At 73.0% G+C, this 23,495-nt stretch carries 17 protein-coding genes; 4 read left to right on the top strand and 13 right to left on the bottom strand.

What is annotated here, in order from left to right:
* Window positions 1–7 precede the first annotated feature (7 nt).
* From AC3X7Z_RS10525 to AC3X7Z_RS10515, 3 genes are read right to left on the bottom strand one after another with little or no spacing between them, the layout of a single operon-like run.
* The gene (locus tag AC3X7Z_RS10525; protein ID WP_489975864.1) at window positions 8–1,273 is read right to left on the bottom strand and encodes a DUF6986 family protein; all 1,266 of its coding nucleotides are present in this window, start codon (window positions 1,271–1,273) and stop codon (window positions 8–10) included.
* Window positions 1,274–1,293: 20 nt separating this feature from the next.
* Window positions 1,294–1,611, bottom strand: coding sequence for a hypothetical protein (locus AC3X7Z_RS10520; RefSeq protein WP_489975863.1), 318 nt, complete (start codon window positions 1,609–1,611; stop codon window positions 1,294–1,296).
* 11 nt (window positions 1,612–1,622) lie between these two features.
* Window positions 1,623–3,335, bottom strand: a complete 1,713-nt coding sequence (locus AC3X7Z_RS10515) for a sodium:solute symporter family protein (RefSeq protein WP_186342374.1) — start codon at window positions 3,333–3,335, stop codon at window positions 1,623–1,625.
* Window positions 3,336–3,483: 148 nt separating this feature from the next.
* Here AC3X7Z_RS10515 and AC3X7Z_RS10510 point away from each other — a divergent pair, with 148 nt between their 5' ends.
* Window positions 3,484–3,894 carry a hypothetical protein gene (locus tag AC3X7Z_RS10510; RefSeq protein WP_489975862.1) on the top strand — a complete coding sequence of 137 codons (411 nt, stop codon included), beginning with the start codon at window positions 3,484–3,486 and terminating at the stop codon, window positions 3,892–3,894.
* 69 nt (window positions 3,895–3,963) lie between these two features.
* Here AC3X7Z_RS10510 and guaA read toward each other — a convergent pair whose 3' ends face one another.
* From guaA to AC3X7Z_RS10495, 3 genes are all read right to left on the bottom strand, one after another.
* Entirely contained in the window at window positions 3,964–5,541 is a 1,578-nt protein-coding gene (gene guaA, locus AC3X7Z_RS10505) for a glutamine-hydrolyzing GMP synthase (RefSeq protein ID WP_489975861.1), read from the bottom strand.
* Window positions 5,542–5,869: 328 nt separating this feature from the next.
* Window positions 5,870–7,588, bottom strand: a complete 1,719-nt coding sequence (locus tag AC3X7Z_RS10500) for a GMC oxidoreductase (RefSeq protein WP_489975860.1) — start codon at window positions 7,586–7,588, stop codon at window positions 5,870–5,872.
* Window positions 7,585–9,201: a succinic semialdehyde dehydrogenase gene (locus AC3X7Z_RS10495; RefSeq protein WP_186342378.1), complete on the bottom strand. Its 1,617-nt coding sequence runs from the start codon at window positions 9,199–9,201 to the stop codon at window positions 7,585–7,587. Before AC3X7Z_RS10495 ends, AC3X7Z_RS10500 begins: the two co-directional genes overlap by 4 nt.
* Window positions 9,202–9,317: 116 nt before the next feature.
* Here AC3X7Z_RS10495 and AC3X7Z_RS10490 point away from each other — a divergent pair, with 116 nt between their 5' ends.
* A complete protein-coding gene (locus AC3X7Z_RS10490; RefSeq protein ID WP_186342379.1) occupies window positions 9,318–9,851 on the top strand; it encodes a hypothetical protein in 534 nt (177 codons plus the stop codon).
* A 22-nt stretch (window positions 9,852–9,873) separates the two neighbouring features.
* On the opposite strand, the gene AC3X7Z_RS10485 is transcribed toward AC3X7Z_RS10490, so the two are convergent.
* The 4 genes from AC3X7Z_RS10485 to guaB all read right to left on the bottom strand — a co-directional run bounded on the left by AC3X7Z_RS10485 (window position 9,874) and on the right by guaB (window position 16,472).
* Window positions 9,874–11,598, bottom strand: coding sequence for a glycerol-3-phosphate dehydrogenase/oxidase (locus tag AC3X7Z_RS10485; protein WP_489975859.1), 1,725 nt, complete (start codon window positions 11,596–11,598; stop codon window positions 9,874–9,876).
* A gap of 31 nt (window positions 11,599–11,629) precedes the next feature.
* Window positions 11,630–12,739 carry a GuaB3 family IMP dehydrogenase-related protein gene (locus tag AC3X7Z_RS10480; protein WP_186342381.1) on the bottom strand — a complete coding sequence of 370 codons (1,110 nt, stop codon included), beginning with the start codon at window positions 12,737–12,739 and terminating at the stop codon, window positions 11,630–11,632.
* 91 nt (window positions 12,740–12,830) lie between these two features.
* Window positions 12,831–14,831 carry a pre-peptidase C-terminal domain-containing protein gene (locus tag AC3X7Z_RS10475; RefSeq protein ID WP_489975858.1) on the bottom strand — a complete coding sequence of 667 codons (2,001 nt, stop codon included), beginning with the start codon at window positions 14,829–14,831 and terminating at the stop codon, window positions 12,831–12,833.
* A 138-nt stretch (window positions 14,832–14,969) separates the two neighbouring features.
* Complete coding sequence (gene guaB, locus AC3X7Z_RS10470; RefSeq protein ID WP_186342383.1) at window positions 14,970–16,472, bottom strand: IMP dehydrogenase; 1,503 nt, start codon at window positions 16,470–16,472, stop codon at window positions 14,970–14,972.
* Between the two features lie 46 nt (window positions 16,473–16,518).
* On the opposite strand from guaB, the gene AC3X7Z_RS10465 reads away from it, so the two are divergent.
* Window positions 16,519–18,066: a hypothetical protein gene (locus AC3X7Z_RS10465; protein WP_186342384.1), complete on the top strand. Its 1,548-nt coding sequence runs from the start codon at window positions 16,519–16,521 to the stop codon at window positions 18,064–18,066.
* 77 nt (window positions 18,067–18,143) lie between these two features.
* Here the strand turns inward: AC3X7Z_RS10465 and groL are convergent, their stop codons facing one another.
* Complete coding sequence (gene groL, locus AC3X7Z_RS10460; protein ID WP_489975857.1) at window positions 18,144–19,757, bottom strand: chaperonin GroEL; 1,614 nt, start codon at window positions 19,755–19,757, stop codon at window positions 18,144–18,146.
* Between the two features lie 98 nt (window positions 19,758–19,855).
* On the bottom strand, window positions 19,856–20,149 hold the full coding sequence (gene groES / locus AC3X7Z_RS10455; protein ID WP_056605525.1) for a co-chaperone GroES: 294 nt from the start codon (window positions 20,147–20,149) through the stop codon (window positions 19,856–19,858).
* 222 nt (window positions 20,150–20,371) lie between these two features.
* Here groES and AC3X7Z_RS10450 point away from each other — a divergent pair, with 222 nt between their 5' ends.
* Complete coding sequence (locus AC3X7Z_RS10450; protein ID WP_489975856.1) at window positions 20,372–21,562, top strand: class I SAM-dependent methyltransferase; 1,191 nt, start codon at window positions 20,372–20,374, stop codon at window positions 21,560–21,562.
* Window positions 21,563–21,580: 18 nt separating this feature from the next.
* On the opposite strand, the gene AC3X7Z_RS10445 is transcribed toward AC3X7Z_RS10450, so the two are convergent.
* Window positions 21,581–23,425 carry a glycoside hydrolase family 3 N-terminal domain-containing protein gene (locus AC3X7Z_RS10445; RefSeq protein WP_489975855.1) on the bottom strand — a complete coding sequence of 615 codons (1,845 nt, stop codon included), beginning with the start codon at window positions 23,423–23,425 and terminating at the stop codon, window positions 21,581–21,583.
* Window positions 23,426–23,495 lie beyond the last annotated feature (70 nt).

Genomic DNA, 23,495 nt, shown 5'->3' with positions numbered 1-23,495 from the left:
GTCGCCGTCACGCGCGGCCCTCCACGGCACGGTGCGCCAGCCCCGCGAGCCGGTCGGCGGCCAGGCCGGTGCCCGCGCCCACCTCCTCGGCCGACAGCGCGCCGCAGTCGACTCCGCGCAGCAGGAAGTCGGCGAGGGCGCGGGCGGTGGCCGGCTCGTCCAGGACCCCGGAGTCGCGGCGCTCGACGTAGCTGCGCAGCCTGCTCGCCGCGGCGGCCAGGCCGTCGCGGTAGAACCCGAACGTCGCCGCGAACCGCGTCGGCAGCTGGGCCGGGTGGAGGTCCCACCCCTGGTAGTAGCCGCGCGCCAGCGAGCGGCGCACGAGCCGCAGGTGGGTGGCCCAGGCGGCGGCGACCTCGTCCGGCCCACCGACCGGCAGCACGTTGGTGGAGCCGTCGGAGAGGCGTACGCCGGTGCCGGCCGCCGCGGCCTGCATCACCGCCTTGGCGTGGTCGGCCACCGGGTGCTCCAGGCTCTGGTGGGCCGCCGCGATGCCGCACGCCGCGGAGTAGTCGTAGGTGCCGTAGTGCAGCCCGGTGCAGCGCCCCGCCGAGGCGTGCACCATCCGCGCCACCAGCGCGCCACCGTCGGGCCCCAGGATCGACTGCGGCGTCTCGACCTGGATCTCGAAGCGCAGCGCGCCGTCGGCCAGGCCGAGGCCCGACTCGAGCCGGCCCGCGGCGTGCACGAGTGCCTCCACCTGCTCGACCGCGGTCACCTTGGGCAGCGTGACGACGAACGTGTCGGGCAGCGCGCCGTCCTCGACGAGGCGGGAGACGAACAGCGCGAGCGTGCGCACCCCGCGGCTGCGGGTGGGGGCCTCGAAGCCCTTGAACCGGATGCCGGTGAACGGCGCGGCGGAGCCCGTGTCGAGCGCCGTGCGCAGCTCGTCGGCCGCGCGGCGGACGTCGGCGTCCTCCTCGGCGTCGGGGCGGGTGCCGTAGCCGTCCTCGAGGTCGATCCGGAGGTCCTCGACGGGCTCGCGGGCGAGCTTGTCGCGCACTCGCGCCACCAGGTCGGCGTCGCCGTCGACGAGGGCCAGCAACCGGTCCTCGTGGGCGTCGACCGCACGCAGTGCCGCGGCGCCGTGCTCGGCGACCAGGCCGGCGCGGAAGCGGTCGGCCGGCACGTAGACGGTGTGCACCGGCTGGCGTCCCGCGCGCTCGCCCGGGTAGTGCCTCGCCAGCGCGGCGTCGGCGTCCGCCAGTCGCGCGTCGAGCTCGCTCGTGAGCCCTCCCACGAGGCGGTCGAGTCCGGGCGCCAGCCTCTCCATGCGCCGACCCTAGACCCGCGTCAGTGCGCTGGGGGGCGCTTCCGCTGCGGCGCCGGGCGGGTCGGGTCGTCGTCCGGCCGGTCGACGTCGGCCGGCACGACGATGGGCCGCAGCCGCGCCCACGCCAGGAAGCCCAGTCCCACCGCCAGCAGGGCGAGGCCGGTCCAGAGGTTGGCGTTGATCCCGCCGGTCTTCTCCGGCTCGTGCTCGCCGAGCAGCCCGGCGAGCGCGAGGATCACGCCGTACAGCGCCAGGAGGCTGCCGATGATGTTGCGGATGTCGAAGAGGCCGGCCTTCTTCTTGGGCTTGCCGTCGGTCTCGGGCGTCGTGGTGGACATGGCGCTCCCTCTCAGAAGACGAAGTTGAGGACGATGACCATCGCGAGCGCGATGCCGGCGAGCGGTGCGGTGCGGCGGTACCACGGGTACGACGCCTCGAGCGGGTCGGTGCGGTCCTCGCGAGGCGTCTCGGAGTAGACCAGCCCTCGGAGCTCCTCGGCCGGCTTGGGCCTGGTCACCAGCGACACCACGATGCTGAGCACGATGTCGACGACGAAGGCGACCGACGCGGCGAGGAACGCCACGCCCTGGCCCGACAGCTCGAAGACCCCGGCCGCCGCGGTGCGGTCGACCGCGATGGCCGACAGCGTTCCGGCCACCAGGCCCACCCAGCCGGCGGTCGGGGTCATCCGCTTCCAGAACATGCCGAGGATGAACGTCGCGAAGAGCGGGGCGTTGAAGAACCCGAACAGCGTCTGGAGGTAGTTCATGACGTTGTCGTAGCCGAGCGCGATCTGGGCGGTGAAGATCGCGATGACCGTCGCGCCGACGGTGGCCAGCCGGCCGATCCGCAGGTAGTAGTCGTCGCTGTGGTCCTTGCGGATGTAGCGCTGCCACAGGTCGTAGGAGAAGACGGTGTTGAACGCCGAGATGTTGGCCGCCATGCCGGCCATGAACGCCGCGAGCAGGCCGGCGATCGCCAGGCCCAGCAGGCCGTTGGGTAGGACGTCGCGCATCAGGAGCAGGAGCGCGTCGTTGTAGGCCACCCCCTCGCCCGACGCCCCGCCCGCGGGACTGCCGCCGTCCTTGAGCTCGATCATCTCCGCGACCAGGACGGCCGAGACCATGCCCGGCACGATGACGATGAACGGCACGAACATCTTGGGGAAGGCGCCGATGATCGGGGTCTTGCGGGCCGCCGAGATGGAGTCGGACGCCATCGCGCGCTGCACCTCGACGAAGTTGGTCGTCCAGTAGCCGAAGGACAGCACGAAGCCCAGCCCGAACACGATGCCGATGACCGACAGGAGCGGGGAGTCGAAGCCGGAGAGCGCCTGGCCCGGCCAGGCGTTGAGCTGCTCCGACGCAGGTGGCGCCTCGGACGCCGACGACGCCCCCGCCGCGGCGGCGGTGATCTTCTCGGTGAGGCCGTCCCAGCCGCCGACCCGGTGCAGGCCGATGAGCGTGAGCGGGGTCAGCGAGGCGACGATCACGAAGAACTGGAGCACCTCGTTGTAGATCGCCGCGCTCAGCCCGCCCAAGGTGATGTAGGACAGCACGACCGCGCCGGCCACGATCAGCGAGACCCAGATCGGCCAGCCGAGCAGGGCGCGCACGATGCCGGCCAGGAGCGCGAGGTTGACGCCCGCGATCAGCAGCTGGGCCACCGCGAAGCTGATCGCGTTGACCAGGTGGGCGCCGGTCCCGAACCGGCGGAACATGAACTCCGGCACCGAGCGGACCTTGGAGCCGTAGTAGAACGGCATCATCACGACGCCGAGGAAGAGCATCGCCGGGACGGCGCCGACCCAGAAGTAGTGGAACGTCGGCAGGCCGAGCTCCGCGCCGTTGGCCGACATGCCCATGATCTCGACGGCGCCGAGGTTGGCCGAGATGAACGCCAGGCCCGTCACCCACGCCGGCAGCGAGCGTCCCGACAGGAAGAAGTCGATCGAGTCCGACACCGAGCGCCGTGCCATCACACCGATGCCGAGGACGAAGCCGAAGTAGATCGCGACCAGCAGGTAGTCGAGCCAGTTGGCGTCGATCAGGGTGTCGGACACGTGGTGCCTCCCGAGAGTCGGCGGTGATCCAGTGGGGCCCTCAGCAACCTAGACCTCCCGCCACGCCTCGCGCGACCACCCCGTGGAAGGTCCTGGCGGTGCAGCGCGCGACCCATGCCCGACCCTGGACCTCTGACAAGGTGGCGGGGTGGACCGCCAGCCCGTCTCCCCGCCCGTCCCCCGGCCCGTCTCCCAGCACGTCTCCCAGCACGTCTCGGCGCCCGTCATCGCGGCGCTCGTCGTGCTCGGCGTGGGGCTCGCCGCCGGTCCGGCGTTCGCCGCCGGATTCACGGTCTGCGGGGTGTCGGGCTGCTCCGGGGGAGGGTTCGGCCGCTCCACCGATCCCGACCTGACCCGGCTGCTGCTGCTCGCGACCGGGGTGGTCGCCGCCCTGCCGCTCGCCGGCTACGCGCTCGTGCGCCGCAGCGGCCGGCTGGCGGCGTACGCCCTCGGAGTCGCCGTGCTCGCGACGCTCCTCGCCGGCGTCGTCGTCGGCTCCGACCTCCGCGGCTGCCCGCGCAACGTGTCGCACGAGACCTGCCTCGAGGAGTCGCGCTGACGAGGGAGGATCCGAGCCACCATGTGACCCGGAACCTCCACGGTCACCGTCGCGCGGGAGGCGCGGGGCTCACTCCCACTCGATGGTGCCCGGCGGCTTGGACGTGATGTCGAGGGTGACCCGGTTGATCTCGGCGACCTCGTTGGTGATGCGGGTGGAGATGCGCTCCATCACCTCGTAGGGCAGGCGCGCCCAGTCGGCCGTCATCGCGTCCTCGGACGTGACCGGGCGGATCACGACGGGGTGGCCGTAGGTGCGGCCGTCGCCCTGGACGCCGACCGAGCGGACGTCGGCGAGCAGGACCACCGGCATCTGCCAGATGTCGCGGTCCATCCCGGCGCGGGTCAGCTCCTGGCGCGCGATGGCGTCGGCGCGACGCAGGATGTCGAGGCGCTCGGCGGTCACCTCGCCGATGATGCGGATGCCGAGGCCGGGGCCCGGGAAGGGCTGGCGCCAGACCATCTCGGCCGGCAGGCCGAGCTGCTCGCCGACGAGGCGCACCTCGTCCTTGAAGAGGGTGCGCAGCGGCTCGACGAGCTCGAACTCGAGGTCCTCGGGCAGCCCGCCGACGTTGTGGTGCGACTTGATGTTGGAGGTGCCGGCGCCACCGCCCGACTCGACGACGTCGGGGTAGAGGGTGCCCTGCACGAGGAAGCCGACCTTGGCGCCGGACTCGGCCGCCTCTCCCAGCACCTCGACCTCGGCGGCCTCGAACGCGCGGATGAACTCGCGGCCGATGATCTTGCGCTTCTCCTCCGGGTCGGTGACCCCGGCGAGGGCGGCGAGGAAGGTCTCGCGCGCGTCGTAGACGTGGAGGTTGACGCCGGTGGCGGCGACGAAGTCACGCTCGACCTGCTCGGCCTCGCCCTCGCGGAGGAGGCCGTGGTCGACGAAGACGCAGTGCAGCCGGTCGCCGATCGCGCGCTGCACGATCGCGGCCGCGACGGCGGAGTCGACGCCGCCGGACAGGCCGCAGATCGCCACCCCAGTCTCGCCGATCTGCTCACGCACCCGCTCGATCTGCTCCTCGGCGATGTTGAGCATCGTCCAGGTCTGGCGGGCGCCGGCGATGTGGTGCAGGAAGTGCTCGAGCACCTTCTGGCCGTGCTCGGAGTGCAGCACCTCGGGGTGCCACTGCACGCCGGCGAGGCCGCGCCCGACGTCCTCGAAGGCGGCGACCGGGGTGTCGGCGGTCGAGGCCAGCACGGTGAACCCCTCGGGCGCCTGGGCGACGGAGTCGCCGTGCGACATCCAGACCCGGTGCTCGGCGGGGATGCCCTCGAGGAGGGTGCCGGGCTCGCTGACCGTGACGGGCGTACGTCCGTACTCGCGGGCGCCCGTGTGGGCGACCTCGCCGCCCAGGCCCTTGGCCATCAGCTGGAAGCCGTAGCACATGCCGAAGACCGGGACGCCGGCCGTGAAGACGTCGTCGTCGATGCCGGGGGCGCCGTCGGAGTAGACGCTCGCCGGGCCGCCGGACAGGATGATCGCCGTGGGCTTGCGCGCCAGCATCTCGGCGACCGGCATCGTGTGGGGCACGATCTCGGAGTAGACCCGCGCCTCGCGCACCCGCCGCGCGATGAGCTGGGCGTACTGCGCCCCGAAGTCGACGACGAGGACCAGGTCGTGCTCTCCAGGCTGCGTCACGCGTGGAGTCTATCGGCGCGCGGTGCGCTCGGGGCGGCCCGGGGCGGCGTCCTGGGACGGACCTTGGAGGCCCAGTCCGACACCTGGAGGCGGTTGCAACGGCCTCCAGGTGTCGGAGTCCCCGCTCGAGCGGGGACTCCGACGGCCCCGACGAGGCGTCGCTCCAGGGCCCGATCGAAGAGGGAGGGTGATCGGGCCCTGGAGCTTTGGTCCCAGCCACTGCGGACAGCGCCGAGATCCGGGAGCCCGACCCCTTGGGAGGGAGGGAGCGTGCAGCCGGACTCCGTACCCCGCCCAACGACGCCCTCGGTGCGGGGTTACGGACCAGTCAGCTGACGCCCACGATGGGCAGGCGCAGGGCGCCGGGGGCGGCCTCGGGGACGACCGGGTTCTTCGGCTCGACGGGGGCGAGCCGGCGGTAGGTCGAGCCGAGGGCGGGCCGCGGGTCGGCCTCGCCCTTGTTGGGCCAGAACGCCATCGCGCGCTCGGCCTGGGCGGTGATCGTCAGCGACGGGTTGACGCCCAGGTTGGCCGAGATGGCCGAGCCGTCGACGACGTGCAGGCCCTCGTGGCCGTAGAGCCGCTGCCACGGGTCGACCACCCCGTTCTGGGGGGTGTCGCCGATGGTGCAGCCGCCGATGAAGTGGGCGGTCATCGGGCGGTCGAACGGCTCGCCGATGGTGCCGCCGGGCGTGCCGCCGATGAGGTCGGCGATGCGGCGCACGGCCTCGTGGCCCACCGGGATGTAGGTGGGGTTGGGAGCACCGTGGCCCTGCCTGCTGGTCATCCGCCACCCCCACCGACCGCGGACGCCTACCGTGGTGATCGAGTTGTCGAGCGACTGCATCACCAGCGCGATGACCGCGCGCTCCGACCAGTGCTTGAAGTCGTAGAACCGGCGGGCGTGGCGGCGTTGGGTCCACAGCTCACGCAGCCAGGTGCGCACCCTCGGCGTGCCCGGCACGTCCTCGGCCAGCACGGTCTGCAGCAGCGCCATCGCGTTGGAGCCGCGGCCATAGCGCACCGGCTCGATGTGGGTCACCTCGTCGGGGTGGAACGACGACGTGATCGCCACCCCGCGGGTGTAGTCGACGGAGCGGTCGCTCGCCACGGCGCCGAGGATCGCCTCGGAGTTGGTGCGCGTCAGCATGCCGAGCCGGTCGCTGATGTCGGGCAGGTGCCCCTCGCCCTTGAGCCGGTGCAGCAGCTTCTGGGTGCCGAGCGACGCCGCGGAGAACACCACCTGGTCGGCGGTGAAGGTGCGGGTGGCGGTGCGTCGCGACAGCTTGGCCTTGGTCCAGCGCGCGGTGACCTCGTAGCCGCCGCCGTCGCGGGGGCGTACGCGCGTCACGGTGGTCAGCGGGTGGACGACGGCGCCCGCCTGCTCGGCGAGGTGGAGGTAGTTCTTGACCAGGGTGTTCTTGGCGTTGTGGCGGCACCCGGTCATGCACTCGCCGCAGTTGAGGCAGGCGTTGCGGGCCGGCCCGGCTCCGCCGAAGAACGGGTCGGCGACCTCCTCGCCGGGCGCGGCGTCGGGGCCGCCGAAGAACACCCCGACCGGGGTCCGGCGGAAGGTGTGGCCGACGCCCATGTCGTCGGCGACCTGCTTCATCACCGCGTCCGATGGCGTGTGGAGGGGGTTGTCCACCACGCCCAGCATCCGCTTGGCCTGGTCGTAGTAGGGCGCGAGCTCGCTGCGCCAGTCGGCGATCCGCGCCCACGACGGGTCGGTGTAGAACGCGTCGAGCGGCTCGTAGAGCGTGTTGGCGTAGACGAGCGACCCGCCGCCCACGCCGGCCCCGGCCAGGATCAGGCAGTCCCTGACCATGTCGATGCGCTGGATGCCGTACATCCCCGCGGCGGGGGCGAACAGCCACCGCCTGGCGTCGAAGGACGTGGCCGGGAAGTCGTCGTCGGTGAAGCGGGCGCCCGCCTCCAGCACACCGACCCGGTAGCCCTTCTCGGTCAGCCGCAGCGCCGTCACCGACCCCCCGAAGCCGGACCCGACGACGACGACGTCGTAGTGGGTGACCGGGGCGGTGCTCATGCGCGGCCGAGCTTGTTGAGCAGGCGCAGCGCGACCGTCATCACCTTGGCGTTGGTCTCCTCCGACATGCCGAGCACCGGCGCGATCGGCACCAGCCGCTGGGTCCCGACCGACTGCGCCTCGGTGTAGCGGTGGATGCCCTCGGCGCCCTGGCGACGCCCGAGGCCCGACTCGCGCATGCCGCCCATCGGCGCCCCGAGCGAGCCGAACGTCGCGCCGTAGGCCTCGTTGACGTTGACCGTGCCGCAGGCGATGCGACGCGCGATCGCCCGCCCGCGGGCGGCGTCGCGGGTCCACACCGAGGCGTTGAGGCCGTAGGTGCCGTCGTTGGCGCGCTCCACGGCCTCGTCCTCGCCGTGGAAGCGGTAGAGCGAGACGACCGGGCCGAAGGTCTCCTTGCCGAAGCAGGTCATGTCGGCCGTGACGCCCTCGAGGATGGTGGGCTCGAAGACGAACGGGCCCAGGTCGGGACGGTGCCGGCCGCCGGTGAGCACGCGGGCGCCCTTGGCGACGGCGTCCTCGACGTGGGCGGTCACGGTGTCGAGCTGGGCCTGGGAGATCAGCGAGCCGATGTCGACCGACCAGTCCTGGCTGGCGCCGAGGGTCATCGCCTCGGTGCGCCCGACGAACGCGTCGACGAAGCGGTCGTAGACCTGGTCGGCGACGAAGAGCCGCTCCATCGACACGCACAGCTGGCCGGCGTTGGAGAAGACCGCGCGGGTGGCGCCCTCCGCGGCGCGGTGCACGTCGGCGTCACGGAGCACGAGCATCGGGTTCTTGCCGCCGAGCTCGAGCGAGCAGCCGATGAGCCGCTCGGCGCACCCCTGGGCGATGATCCGCCCGGTGGCCGTGGAGCCGGTGAAGCAGACGTAGTCGGCGTGGGCGACGATCGCGCCGCCGACCTCCGCCCCGGGACCGGCGACGACCTGCCAGGTCTCCGGAGGGAACCCGGCCTCCTCGAGCAGCTGGGCGGCGAGGAGGGCGGTCAGCACGGTCTGCGCGTCGGGCTTGGACACCACGGCATTGCCGGCGAGGAGGGCCGGGATGCCGTCGCACAGCGCCATGGTGAGGGGGTAGTTCCACGGCGAGATGATGCCGACGACGCCCTTGGGCACCCGGTTGACCTCGGCGCGGGTCAGCAGCGGGAACATGCCGCCCACGCGCCGGGTGTCGAGGTGCTGGTGGGCGGTGCGGGCGTAGTAGCGCGCGGTCAGCGCGAGGTGCGCGACCTCGAGGTAGGCGTCCTTGCGGGCCTTGCCCGACTCCCACACGACGAGGTCGATGAGCTCCTCCTGCCGGTCGAGCAGCAGGTCGTGCAACCGCAGCAGCGCCGCGGCCCGCTCGTCGATGGACGTGGCCGCCCAGGACACCTGCGCCCGGCGCGCCCGGGTGAAGGCCTCGGCCACGTCGGCCGGGCTCGACCGGGGCACGTGCGCCAGGGGGGTGCCGCCGATCGGGGACACCACGGCGGCCGTCTCGCCGGTCGTGCTGACCAGGCGCCGGGTCAGGCTGGCGACGTAGGAGCGGTCGAGGGCGTAGGTGGCGGTGGCGTCGTGCTCGGGGTCCGCCGGGCCATCGGTGACGGGACCACTGGCGGGCGTCTGCTCGGTCATCCCCGAAGCGTAGATCGCTCGCGAAGCGCCCGCTACGGTCGGTCACTTCGCCCGGGACGCGACCGACCGACCCCACGTGCGCGCAGCGCGTCCGCTCCGCCCCTAGGCTTCGCCGCATGTCGACGCCACTCCCCGATCCCGCATCCTTCGCCCGCTCGACCCGCGTCCTCGCGGCGACCCTCATGGGCGGGCTCGTCGTGGTCGGCGTCGTGCTGGCGGTGGTCCTTCCCGCGCCCGTGTGGGGCGGGGAGGCGCTCGTCGTGCTCGCCGTGCAGGTGGTGGCGGGCGTCGCCGCGCACCTGGTGCTCGAGACCATCGGCTACCGCACGCCGGCGCTGTCCACCGATCTCACCGACGCGGACGCGGCCGCCCGGGCCCGCACCCGGTGGCAGTCGTCGATGATCCTGCGCTTCGCGATCAGCGAGTCGATCGCGATCGTCTCGATCGCCGCCGCGTTCGTGCTGGCCGACGGCAGCATCCTCACCTACCTCGGCGGTGCGGCAGTGTCGCTGGCGCTGATGCTCGTGCACGTGTGGCCGAGTGCCCGGCCGGTCGGCAAGGTCGCCGAGGCCCTCGAGGCGGACGGCCGACGCTCGGGCCTGCGGGAGAGCTTCGGCCTGTCGTCATCCGGCGCGATCCAGCGGCTCTGACCCCGGGCGGTCCCCGCTCGGGTCACACGATGTCGCGCGCCTTGACCCGCGCCTCGTCGGCCTCCTGGTCGGTCGGCATGAGCTGGCTCTGCCGCTCCGCCTCGACGCGCCGCAGGTAGTGGTCGACCTCGTCGTCGAGCTGGGCCCGGTCCCAGCCGAGCGCCTCGGCCATCAGCTCCGCGGCCGGCCGGGCGGCCGCGATCCCGCGGTCGAACGTCTCGATCGACACGCGCGTACGCCGCGCCAGCACGTCGTCGAGGTGGCGTGCGCCCTCGTGGGTCACGGCGTAGAGCACCTCGGCGCGCAGGTAGTGCTCGGCCCCCGGCAGCGGCTCGCCCAGCTCGGGCCGCTCGTGGATGAGCGCGAGCAGCTCGTCGACGAGGCCGCCGTAGCGGCCGAGCAGGTGGTCGACGACCCCGACGGCCAGGCCCGACGCCCGGCTCAGCGCCACGCGCTGGTTGGTGCGCGCCGCGTGGCCCCAGGCCCCCATCAGCGGCACCCGGTCGGTGATCGAGGCGGGCGTGGCGTCGAAGTCGCGGATCGCGTGGTCGACGGCGTCACGGGCCATCACCCGGTAGGTGGTGAGCTTGCCGCCCGCGACGAGCACGAGGCCCGGCACGGGGTTGGCGACCGTGTGCTCGCGGGAGAGCTTGGTGGTCTCCCCCATCTCGCCGTCCTTGCGCATCGGCTTGAGCAGTGGCCGCAGCCCGGCGTAGACGCCGACGACGTCGCGGTGGTCGAGGGGGTCCTTGAGGAGGCGGTTGGCGTGCTCGAGCAGGTAGTCGATGTCGCTCTTGCTCGCCGCGGGGTGGGCCAGGTCGAGGTCCCACGCGGTGTCGGTGGTGCCGATGATCCAGAACTGGTCCCACGGGATGATGAAGAGCACCGACTTCTCGGTCTTGGTGATGAAGCCGCACTCGGACCGGATGCGGTCCTTGGGCACGACCACGTGGATGCCCTTGCTGGCGTCGACGTCGAGCTGCGCCCGGCCGCCGAGCAGGTCCTGCACCTCGTCGGTCCACACGCCGGCGGCGTTGATCACCACCCGGGCCCGGATCTCGAGGTCGCGCTGGCCCTCGAGGTCGCGGGCGCGTACGCCGACCACGCGGGCGTCGTCGCCCTCGCCGTCGCGCAGGAATCCGGTCACCTTGGTGCGCGTCGCCACGTGGGCGCCGTTGTTGGCGGCGGTCCGGGCGATGGTCATCACCAGCCGCGCGTCGTCGACCTGGCAGTCGTAGTAGCGGATCGCGCCGTGCAGGTCGTCGGTGCGCACGTCGGGCGCCATCCGCGCCAGCTGCCTGCGGAAGACGTGCTTGTGCCGGGGCACGCCCATGTCGTACCGGCCGGCCATCGCCATGGCGTCGTAGAGCGCCACGCCGGCCCCGACGTAGGGCCGCTCCCAGGCGTGCTCGAGGGGGTAGAGGAACGGCACCGGCCGCACGAGGTGGGGCGCGAGCCGGGTGAGCAGGAGCCCGCGCTCCTCGAGCGCCTCCTTGACCAGCGCGAAGTCGAACATCTCCAGGTAGCGCAGCCCGCCGTGCACCAGCTTGGAGGAGCGTGACGAGGTGCCGGAGGCGAGGTCGCGCTGCTCGACCAGGCCGACCTTGAGCCCGCGGGTCACCGCGTCGAGGGCCGCTCCGACGCCGACGATCCCGCCGCCCACGACGAGCACGTCGAGCTCACCCGACCCGAGCTGGTCGAGCGCGTCGGCACGCTGGTCGGCGTCGAGGGCCTTGGCGAGCGGCATGGTGCCAGTGTCGCAGGCGCCACCGAACGGGTCAGTGCTGGACGACGACCTCGATGCGCTGGAACTCCTTGAGCTCGGTGTAGCCGGTCGTCGCCATCGCGCGGCGGAGGGCGCCGACGAGGTTCATCGTGCCGTCGGCGACGCGCGAGGGGCCGAACATGATCTCGTGCAGCGACCCGACGGGGTCGAAGCCCACCCGCTCGCCGCGGGGCAGCTGGGCGTGGGTGGCCTCGCTTCCCCAGTGGAAGCCGAGGCCGGGGGCCTCGGTCGCACGGGCCAGCGGCGAGCCGATCATCACGGCGTCGGCGCCGCAGGCGATCGCCTTGGCGATGTCGCCCGAGCTGCCGATGGAGCCGTCGGCGATCACGTGGACGTAGCGACCGCCCGACTCGTCGAGGTAGTCGCGGCGGGCCGCGGCGACGTCGGCGACCGCACTGGCCATCGGCACCGCGACGCCGAGGACGGTGCGGGTGGTGTGGGCGGCCCCGCCGCCGAAGCCGACCAGGACGCCGGCGGCGCCGGTGCGCATGAGGTGCAGCGCGGCCTGGTAGGTCGCGCACCCGCCGACGATCACGGGGACGTCGAGCTCGTAGATGAACTCCTTGAGGTTGAGCGGCTCGGCCTGGCTGCTCACGTGCTCGGCCGAGACGGTGGTGCCGCGGATGACGAACACGTCGACGCCCGCGTCGACGACGGCCTTGACGTGGTCCTTGGTGCGCTGCGGCGACAGCGAGCCCGCGACGGGCACGCCGGCGGCGCGCACCTCCTCGAGCCGGGCGGTGATGAGCTCGGGCTTGATCGGCTCGGTGTAGATCTCCTGCATCCGCCGGGTCGCCTCGGGACCATCGAGGGCGGCGACCTCCTCGAGCAGGCCGCTGGGGTCGTCGTAGCGAGTCCACAGGCCCTCGAGGTTGAGCACCCCCAGTCCGCCCATCTGGCCCAGCGCGATGGCGGTGGAGGGCGACATCACCGAGTCCATCGGCGCCGCCAAGACGGGGATCTCGAAGCGGTATGCGTCGATCTGCCAGGCGGTGCTGACCTCCTCCGGGTCGCGCGTGCGCCGCGAGGGCACGATCGCGATGTCGTCGAAGGAGTAGGCGCGGCGTCCGCGCTTGGCTCGGCCGATCTCGATCTCGCTCACCGGGCCAGCCTATCGGCGCCCGCGCCCCGTGCGTACGACGGCGCGGCCGCCCCGGTGGGGACGACCGCGCCGCCGATCGGTGCGCTGCGGGTCAGCGGCCCGCGTAGGCCCAGGAGGTCACGTTCTCGGTGTCCTCGAGGCCGGTGAAGCCCTCGACCGGCGAGTAGGTGTCGGTCTGGAACTGGATGTTCTCGTCGTCGGCCGTGCCGCCCACGTTGTCCGGGCCGACCCCGTAGAGGTTCTGCCCGAAGTTGGCACCGCCGGAGTCCATCATGTTGTGGATCTCGTTGGCGTTGTCGGTGTGGTAGTTGCCGATGGTGTGGCCGACCTCGTGGGCGGTCACGTTGGCCACCGCGTTGGAGACGAACGTGAACCGGTCGCTGCTGGCGTTGATGTAGGTGTTGAGCGACGACGCGGGTCCGGCCGGGTTGCTCAGCACGTCGAGCAGGACGATGGCCTCGTCCTGGTGCCCGAAGTTGCCCGGGTCGATGTACTGCGCGATGCCGATCGTGTTGATGCCGGTCTCGGCGATCGTGCCGGCGATGTAGATCCGCGAGACGTTGTCCTGCCCGATCAGCTCCTGGTTGTCGCGCGCGTTGAGCACCTGGACGTTGACGGACGGGTTGGTGCCGGCGATCTCGTCCTGCAGGTTGCGGCGGACCTGGTTGACGATGCGGTTCTCCAGGCGGCGCGCGTCGGCGCGCGCGATGCCCCACAGCGGGACGAACGAGGAGAGCGGCGACACCGAGCGCGTGCCGGGGCCGCCCCAGGTGCCGGTGTTGACCCGGCCCGGCGCGAAGTCGAGCAGGACCGTCTGCTGGCGGCCGCGGTCGCCCTGGGTGCCGGGCCGGTAGCCCTCCACCGTCACGTCGTAGGCGCCGGGGCCCCCGCTGACCTGCACGGAGTACCAGCCGGCCTCCTCGGCGACGTAGGCGATGGCGGTGTTGCCGCCACCGATCAGCGGCGAGGTGGGCGGGTAGAGCGACGAGGCGTCGGTGCCCACGCCGCCCACGCGCTCCTCGCCCGAGGGCGTACGCACCTTGAGCCCGGTGGCGGTGCCCTCCGCGCTGGAGCCGATGACGTCGCCGGGGCGCAGCCGCAGGGAGAAGAAGTCGGCGTCGAGCCGACGGCTGGCGATGGTGACGCGGTAGGCGCCGGTGTCGGCACCGCCGGCACCGCTGCCCGAGTCGAACGGGTCGGCCGGGAGCGGGTCGAAGGCGTAGCCGCCGACCATCACGTAGTAGGTGCCGGGCGCCTCGGGCTTGTAGGACACCGAGCTGAGCAGGCCCGTGCCGCCGTCGTCGTCGGCCGCGAGCGGCGTGCCCTCGGCGTCCCAGACGACGAGGATCGTGTCGGTGCCGGTGGCACTGCCCTCGGTGTTGGCCGTCAGCGTCTCGCCGGCCCCGACCTGGACCGAGAAGAAGTCGAAGTCGTTGCTGCCCGAGCCGCCCGAGGCGACGGGGCCGTGGGGGCCGTCACCGAGGACCGAGTCGGTGACCGAGGCGCCGTTGCCGACGATGCCGGTCGACGTGGCGAGCGGGATGGAGCCCTGGTCCTCGGTGGTGGTCACGGTGCGCGTGGTGACCGCCGCCGGTGCGGCGAGCTCGCCCAGGATGCGGACGGCGGGCGTGCGGGCGGCCGCCGTGCCGAAGCCGGGGATCGGCTCGGCGTCGGGGTGCGTGTCGTTGGACCCCGACCGGCCGGCGGGCTCCTCCTCGTCGTGGACGAACGGGGTCAGCACCGCGCGGGCGTTGACGCCTCCGGCCTTGGCGCCGAAGGCCGCGCGGCGGTTGGCGGCCAGCTTGGCGGAGTCGGCCCGCTGCTCAGCGCGCTCGTGCATCACCTTGTTCCAGGCGAAGTAGTTGGCGTCGGTGAGGTCGGGCAGGTTGGCCAGGTAGGGGTTGGGGTTGGTCCGTGCCGCCAGGGCGGCGGCGTCGGAGTCCTTGGGGGCCACCTGGATGCCCAGGTCGAGGGCCTCCTGCTGCGACGGCGTGACGGTGTCGTCACCGGCTGGTGCGGCGACGGACAGGGCTGGGGTGACGACGGCCAGCAGCCCGGCACAGCCGGTCGCGACCAGGATATTTCTGCGCACTGAAGCGCTCCTCCCGAGAGAAATCGGGATCGAGCGCCCAAGGTCGATGGATCGCATCGTCGTCGTGGGGCCCGATCCCCTGACGCGAGTCAACGTATGCCCACGCGACCGCTTTGCGGAAGGGCCGGAAGGGAGTGATCAGGCGCCGGTGTAGTTGGGCGCCTCGACGGTCATCTGCACGCCGTGGGGGTGGCTCTCCTTGAGCGAGGCGGAGGTGATGCGCACGAAGCGCCCCTTCTCCTGCAGCTCGGGGACCGTGCGAGCGCCGACGTAGAACATCGACTGGGTCAGACCGCCGACGAGCTGGTGGGCGACCGCGGCCAGCGGGCCGCGGTAGGCGACCTGGCCTTCGATGCCCTCCGGGACGATCTTGTCGTCGCTGGCGACCTCGGCCTGGAAGTAGCGGTCCTTGGAGTAGGACTTCTTGCCGCGGCTGCTCATCGCGCCGAGCGAGCCCATCCCGCGGTAGGACTTGAACTGCTTGCCGTTGACGAACACGACGTCGCCGGGCGACTCCTCACAGCCCGCCAGCATCGAGCCGACCATGACCGCGTCGGCGCCGGCGACCAGCGCCTTGGCGATCTCACCGGAGTGCCTCATCCCACCGTCGGCGATCAGCGGCACGCCGGCGGGCCTGGTGGCCAGCGACGCCTCGTAGACCGCGGTCACCTGCGGGACGCCGACCCCGGTGACGACGCGGGTGGTGCAGATGGAGCCGGGCCCCACGCCGACCTTGACCGCGTCTGCCCCCGCATCGACGAACGCCTGCGCCCCCTCGCGCGTGGCGACGTTGCCGCCGATGACCTGGACGTGCCTGGTCGCCGGGTCGGACTTGAGCCGGCGGACCATGTCGAGCAGGAGGTGCACGTGCCCGTGGGCGGTGTCGGCGACGAGCACGTCGACGCCGGCCTCGACCAGGGTGGTGGCGCGCTCCCAGGCGTCGCCGAAGTAGCCGATGGCCGCGCCGACGAGCAGCCGGCCGTCGGCGTCGTAGGACGCCTGGGGGAACTGCTCGCCCTTGACGAAGTCCTTGACCGTGATGAGCCCACCGAGGCGGCCGTCAGCGTCGACCAGCGGCAGCCGCTCGCGCTTGTGGGCCCGCAGCAGCGTGGTGGCCTCGTCGCGGGAGATGCCGACGTGGCCGGTGATCAGGCCCTCGCGCGTCATCACCTCGTCGACCTTGGTGGTCGCCCACTCCGCGACCGGGGTGAAGCGCAGGTCGCGGTTGGTGATGATGCCGAGCAGGCGGTTGTCGAGGTCGACCACGGGCAGGCCGGAGACGCGGTACTCGCCGCAGATCCGGTCGAGCTCCTCCAGCGTCGCGTCGGGACCGATCGTGACGGGGTTGGAGATGATGCCGGTCTGGGTGCGCTTGACCAGGTCGACCTGACGGGCCTGGTCGTCGATGGAGAGGTTGCGGTGGAGCACGCCGATGCCGCCCTCGCGGGCCATCGCGATCGCCATCCGCGCCTCGGTGACGGTGTCCATCGCCGCGCTGACCAGAGGCACCCGGATGGAGATCTCGCGGGTGAGCCGCGTGGTGGTGTCGATGTCGCTCGGCGCGAGGTCGGACTCCCCCGGCAGCAGCAGCACGTCGTCGTAGGTGAGGCCGAGCGCAGCGAACTTCTCCGGGATCTCCACACCCTCATTCTACGGCCGTTCGCCACGGCTCTGGGACAGTGTGGGGGTGGGGGTGGACACGTGGCGCTCGGGGCGCATGGTGTGGGTGGCGGCTGCCCTCGCCTTCCTCGCGCGGTTCCCCTCGCTGCTCTGGCCGCTGCGCCCCGACGAGGCCGGCTTCCTGCTCGTCGCGCAGGCCTGGCAGCCCGAGGTCGACTCGGTCTTCGGCCGCTACTTCGTGGACCGGCCGCCGGTGGTCATCGCGCTGATGCGGGCCGTCGACGCCGTCGGCGGGGCGTACGCCCACCGGCTGGTGGCTGCGGTCGGGTGCGCGCTGCTCGTGCTGGCCGCCGCGGCGGCGGCCCGCGAGGTGGCGGTCCGGGCGGGGGTGCTCGACCCTCACGCGGTGCGGCGGGTGACCGGCTGGACGGCGGTGGCGGCGGCCGCGCTCGTCAGCAACGCCGACATCGACCCGGCCGGCGCCAAGGGCGAGCTCTTCGGCATCCCGCTGGTGATGGGCTCGTGCTGGCTCGCGCTGCGGGCCGCGCGCCGCGGGTCGGGCCGCGACGCGTTCCTCGCCGGCCTGCTGGCGATGCTCGCCGTCGGGATGAAGCAGAGCATGGCCGGGGGCCTGGTGTTCGGGGCCACGCTGCTGGTCGGGTCGCTGGTGGCCCAGCGGCTCGACGTGCGCGCCCGGCTGCGGTGCACCGCGTCCGCCCTGGCCGGCGCGGTGGTGCCCGTCGTGGGCGTCGTGGCCTGGGCGGTCGTGGCGGGCGTACGCCTGGACGAGCTCTGGTACACGGTCGTGACGTTCCGATCGGAGGCCAGCGAGGTCCTCGCCGCACAGGACTCCCCCGCGGCGCTGGGCCGGGGCGTGGACGTGCTGCTCGTCTTCGTCGGCACGGGCATGGTGCTCGTGCTGGTGCTGTTCGCCCTGCGCCTGCGCGGCCTGCTGCGACGCGACCCGGTGGTGGTCGTCGCGATCACGGCGACGCTCGTGGCCGACCTGCTCGGAGTCGCGCTGAGCGGGAGCTTCTGGGTGCCCTACCTCTTCGTGCCGATCCCCGGCCTCGCGCTCGCCGTGGCGGCGCTGGCCGCCCACGACCAGGTCGACCGGGTGCCGCGCTGGGCCACGCCGGCGACGGTGGGCGTCCTGGTCGTCTCCAGCGTGGTCGCGCTCCTGCTCTGGACGGGCTCGTGGGTGCGCGGCCGCGTGCCTGTCGAGGTGCGCACGGGCGAGGCGATCGCCGCGGCCGGGAGGCCCGGTGACCGGGTGCTGGTCTACGGCGGCCGGGCCGACATCCAGTGGGCGAGCGGCGCCCCCTCGCCCTACCCGTACCTCTGGTCGCTGCCGATGCGCACGCGCGACCCGGACCTCCAGCAGCTCGAGGAGGTGCTGACCGGGCCCAATCCGCCCACGTGGTTCGTCGAGGCGGCGCACATCGACGCGTGGGCCGATGACGGGACCCGGCCGGTCGAGCGGTCGCTGATCCGCAAGTACGAGTTCGTGGGCACCGCCTGCGACCGCTACCGGGTCTACCACCTCAACACGGTCGATCCGATCCGCCTCGACGTCGACTGCACGACGCCCTTCCGCACGATCCGGGGTCACTGAGCCGGCCCGGCACGGCGACAGGCCCGCACCGGAGTCCGGTGCGGGCCTGTCGTGTCGTGCAGGTGGGACGAGGTGGATCAGTGGCCGTGGCCGTGACCGGCGGCGGCCGGCTCCTCCTCCTCGGGCTTGTCCACGACGAGCGTCTCCGTCGTGAGCAGCATGGCGGCGATCGAGGTCGCGTTGACCAGCGCCGAGCGGGTGACCTTGACCGGGTCGAGGACGCCCTGGGCGACCAGGTCGCCGTACTCCTCGGTCGCGGCGTTGTAGCCGTTGCCGACACCGAGCTCGCGGACCTTGGTGGTCACGACGTAGCCGTTGACGCCGCCGTTCTCGGCGATCCAGCGCAGCGGCTCGTCGGCGGCCTTGCGGACCACGCGGACACCGGCGGCCTCGTCGCCGGTCAGGCCGAGGTTGTCCTCGAGCACCGACACGGCGTGGATGAGCGCGGAGCCACCGCCGGGGACGATGCCCTCCTCGATCGCGGCGCGCGTCGCGGAGACGGCGTCCTCGATGCGGTGCTTCTTCTCCTTCAGCTCCACCTCGGTGGCGGCGCCGACCCGGATCACGCAGACACCGCCGGCGAGCTTGGCGAGGCGCTCCTGGAGCTTCTCGCGGTCCCAGTCGGAGTCGGTGTTCTCGATCTCGGCCTTGATCTGGTTGACGCGGCCCTCGACAGCGGTGCCGTCGCCGGCGCCGTCGACGATCGTGGTGTGGTCCTTGGTGATGACCACGCGACGCGCCTGGCCGAGGACCTCGAGGCCCACCTGGTCGAGCTTGAGGCCGACCTCGGGGGCGACGACCTGGCCGCCGGTCAGGATCGCGATGTCCTGCATCATCGCCTTGCGGCGGTCGCCGAAGGCCGGGCTCTTCACCGCGGCGACGTTGAAGGTGCCGCGGATCTTGTTGACGACCAGCGTCGACAGCGCCTCGCCCTCGACGTCCTCGGCGAGGATGAAGAGCGGCTTGCCGGTGCCGATGACCTTCTCCAGCAGCGGGAGCAGCTCCTGGATCGCGGAGATCTTGCCCTGGTGGAGAAGGATGTAGGGGTCGTCGAGGACGGTCTCCATCGACTCCGGGTCGGTGACGAAGTAGGCCGAGATGTAGCCCTTGTCGAACTGCATGCCCTCGGTGAACTCGAGGTCGGTGCCCATGGTGTTGGACTCCTCGACCGTGATCACGCCGTCCTTGCCGACCTTGTCGAAGGCCTGGGCGAGCAGGTCGCCGATGTGGCTGTCGCGGCTGGAGATGGTCGCGACGGACGCCATGTCCTCGCGGGTCTCCACCTCGCGGGCGGCCTCGCGCAGCGCGTCGCCGACGGCCTCGGCCGCGGCGTCCATGCCACGCTTGAGGCCCATCGGGTTGGCGCCGGCCGCGACGGCGCGCAGGCCCTCGTGGACCATGGCCTGGGCCAGGACGGTGGCGGTGGTGGTGCCGTCACCGGCGATGTCGTTGGTCTTGGTGGCCACCTCCTTGGTGAGCTGGGCACCGAGGTTCTCGAACGGGTCGTCGAGCTCGATCTCGCGAGCGACGGTCACGCCGTCGTTGGTGATGGTGGGGGCGCCCCACTTCTTGTCGAGGACGACGTAGCGGCCCTTGGGGCCGAGCGTCACCTTGACGGCGTTGGCGAGGGCGTCGACACCGCGCTCGAGGGCGCGGCGGGCGTTCTCGTCGAACTCCAGGATCTTGGGCATTGCTGTGCTCCTAGGAACAGGTGAAAGGGGTTCGCCCGGACGTCATGGCCGCTGGTCGCCGGAGCGACCGGCAGCCATGACGTGCCGGGCGAGGGGAATCAGGAGACGACGGCGAGGATGTCGCGCGCAGACAGGATCAGGTACTCCTGGCCGGCGTACTTGACCTCGGTGCCGCCGTACTTGCTGTAGATGACCTTGTCACCCACGGCGACGTCGAGCGGGACGCGGTTGCCGTTGTCGTCGATGCGACCGGGACCGATCGCCACGACCTCGCCCTCCTGGGGCTTCTCCTTGGCGGTGTCCGGGATGACCAGGCCGGAGGCGGTGGTCTGCTCGGCTTCGAGGGTCTGGACGACGATGCGGTCCTCGAGGGGCTTGATGTTGACCGACACTTCGGATCAACCTCCACTTTCTCAAAACAAGAGATCTTCAGGAGCCCGGATCGATTTCCGCCCGGGGCTCCCAGGACGTGGGCTCGCGGACCGCGGCACGCCGTCGCGGGGGTCGTGCCTGGCTCACGAGCGTTGGCATTCTCAGGGCGAGAGTGCCAACGCAGACGCTAGCACTCTGCCCGCTCGAGTGCTAGCCGGTGCCGCCGCTGACAGGATGACGGCGTGGAGATCGAGACGCTGGACTGGTTGCGCACGCCCGACGGCGCCCGTCTGCTCGCCGCCGCCACGCAGGCGTGGGCCGACCACCCGGGCGACCCGGTGCGGGTCGCCGGCGTCGTCCGCCGCCTCGAGCCCGACCCCGAGCGGGCGGCCGCGGCCACCACGCAGGCGCAGCTGCGCGAGCGGGCCGTCGCCAAGTTCGGCGACGCCGCACACCACATGTTCTTCACCCCCGACGCGCTCGAGCAGGCGACCCGGGCGCGGGTCGCCGACCACCGGGCCGCCCGGCTCGCCGCCGCGATCCCCGGCGGCAGCGTCGTCGACCTGGGCTGTGGCATCGGCGGGGACCTCCTGGCCTTCGCCCGGGCCGGGCTGGTCGCGGGCGGCATCGACCAGGACCCGGTGCGGGTGGCGATGGCGCGGGCCAACCTCGAGGCCCTCGGCCTCCCGGGGGCCGTCCAGGTGGGCGACGCCACCGCGATCGACCCGCGGGCGTTCGACGTCGCGTTCGCCGACCCCGCGCGACGCGGCGGCCGCGGCCGGGTCTTCGACGTCGAGGGGTGGACGCCGCCCTGGTCGTGGGTGCTCGACCTGCTGCAGCGGCGCGCGCTGGTCAAGGTGGCGCCCGGCATCGGCCACGACCTCGTGCCCGCGGGCGTGGAGGCGGAGTGGGTCAGCGACGCCGGCGACGTCAAGGAGGCCGCGCTGTGGTCCCCCGACCTGGCCACCACCAGACGCCGCGCCACCGTGATCGCCGACGGCGGGCTCGCCAGCCTCACCGTCGAGGACTCGCCCGCCGACGGCGAGGCCGGCACCGAGGTCCGCGAGGTCGGCGCCTTCCTCTACGAGCCCGACGGCGCCGTCATCCGCGCCGGCCTGGTCACGGCGGTCGCCGCCGGCGTCGGTGGCGGGCTGGTCGACCGGCACATCGCCTACGTCACCAGCGACGCCTCGTTCCACACGCCGTTCGCGCGCAGCTACCGGGTGGTCGAGCACCTGCCCTACCGCGAGAAGCCGCTGCGCGCGGCCCTGCAGGCGCGCGGCGTCGGCCGGCTGACGATCAAGAAGCGCGGGGTGCAGGTGGTGCCCGAGGAGCTGCGCAAGCGGCTGGCCCTCAAGGGCGACAACGAGGCCACGCTGGTGCTGACGCGCGTGTCGGGGCAGGGCACCGCCCTACTCGTCCAGCCGTTCTGAGCCGTTTCGAGCCGCCGCTCAGCAGCCGTCGCGGGCCACGCCCTGGACCGTCACCGGCAGGCGGCCCTTCGCGGGCTGCGCACCGGTCAGCACGTCGACCAGCGCCTCCATCGCCGCAGGCGTGTCCCCGTAGGTGGCCAGGCGCGTCGCGGCACTCACCCGGCCGAGCACCCACGGGCTGTCGGTGGCCACCGCGACCTCCCCGTCGACGGGGGCGTCGCGGTAGCCGGTGAAGCCCACCTGGGCGCCCGCGGCGAGGCGGGCGTCCTCGCGTGCGGTCCAGGCGGCCAGGCGCTCCGACCGCTTCGCCTCGGCCGCCTTCCAGGCGCGCACCCGCTTGCGGAACGCAGGCTTGCGCTCCTTCTTCCTGCGCTCCGGGCGGGGCTCGGCCGTGGCCAGCGCCGCCGGCGGCGAGCGACGCGCCAGCACGGTGATGCCCGCCGCGCGCGCGGCCGCGGTGAACGCACCCACCGCGCCCGCGTCGCCGTAGGCGTGCACCGTGTCGCCGACCAGCCGGCCCGAGCACGCGCCGTGGGTGAGCGTCACCGCGGCGGCCGACAGGCGTCGCGAGGCGGCACGTGCCGAGTCGGGAGGCGCGGCCCCGGTGCCCGATCCTTCGGTGCCGGTGCCGGTGCCGGTGCCGGTGCCGGTGCCGGCGTCGGCGAGGTGCGTCAGCAGGGCGATCTGCCGTGCCGCGGCCTGCTCGAGGCGCCGGCGAGGCAGGTCGTCGCGGCGCACCGCGCGGACGAGCGCGGCGCGGGCGGCGGCCGGCGACGGCGGCATGAGCAGGACGTCGGAGCCGGCCCGCATCGCCTGCACGGCCGTCCGCCCCGGGTCGCGGCCGCGCGTCACCGCCGCCATCTGGAGCGAGTCGGTCACCACGAGCCCCTCGAACCCGAGGTCCTCGCGCAGCAGGCCGGTCACCACCTTGCGCGACAACGACGAGGGCTCGCGCGGGTCCACGGCGCGCACGTCGAGGTGGCCCACCATGACCGCGGGCAGCCCGGCCTCGACACTGCGCGCGAAGGGCACGAGATCGGTGTCCCTCAGCTCGGCCAGCGACTTCGTCTGCACCGGCAGGCTGAGGTGGCTGTCGGCCGGCACCGACCCGTGGCCCGGGAAGTGCTTGATGACCGGCAGCACGCCGGCCGAGACGAACCCGTCGGCGGCCGCGACCACCTGCTCGGCCACGATCGCCGGTCGCGACGACGCCGAGCGCGACCCGATCGTCGGGTCCTCCGGCCCGGAGGTGACGTCGGCGACGGGCGCGAGGTCGGCGGTGAACCCGAGGCCGCGCAGCTCCGCCGCTCCGGCGGCGTACACCTCCTCGGTCAGCGCGGCGTCGTCCGCGGCCCCGGTGCTCATGAACGCGGGGAAGCGGGTCGCGGCGCCGCGCAGCCGCTCGACCACCCCACCCTCCTGGTCGACGGCGAGGAAGAGCGGCCACTTCCGCGGGACCCGACGAGCGAGCGTCCGGTTGACCGACCTCACCTGGTCGGCGGAGGCGACGTTCGCACTGAAGGCGATCACCCCGCCGAGGTGGAGGTCGCGCACCATCCCCACGGGCGCTGCCGTGCCCGCCCAGTCGGCGACGATCACCTGTCCGGCGAGGTCGGGGAGCCGCATCCGACCGACGGTCCGCGCGGCCCGGTCGAGCTCGGCGCGGTCCGGCCCCCACCCCTCCACCAGCCCGAGCTCCTCGGAGGGGGTCGGCGGCACCGTGGGCGTACTCGTGGCAGCCGGGCCCCCGCTCGAGGGATCCTCGTCCTCCCCCGGTGCCGCGCCGTCACAGGCGGCCAGCGAGGCGACCGCAGCGAGGGAGACGCCGAGGCTCGCCAAACGGGTGGCCGGACGCGAGCGCATCCAGCCATGGTGGCACGCCCTCGGGAACCCGCCCGCTCGTCGCGCCACCGCCCTCTCCCTCTCCCTCTCC

The organism is Nocardioides sp. Z24_21 (genome assembly GCF_058134345.1).
Note: the sequence above shows the minus strand (reverse complement) of the source record. Positions and strands in the feature narration are given on the sequence as shown.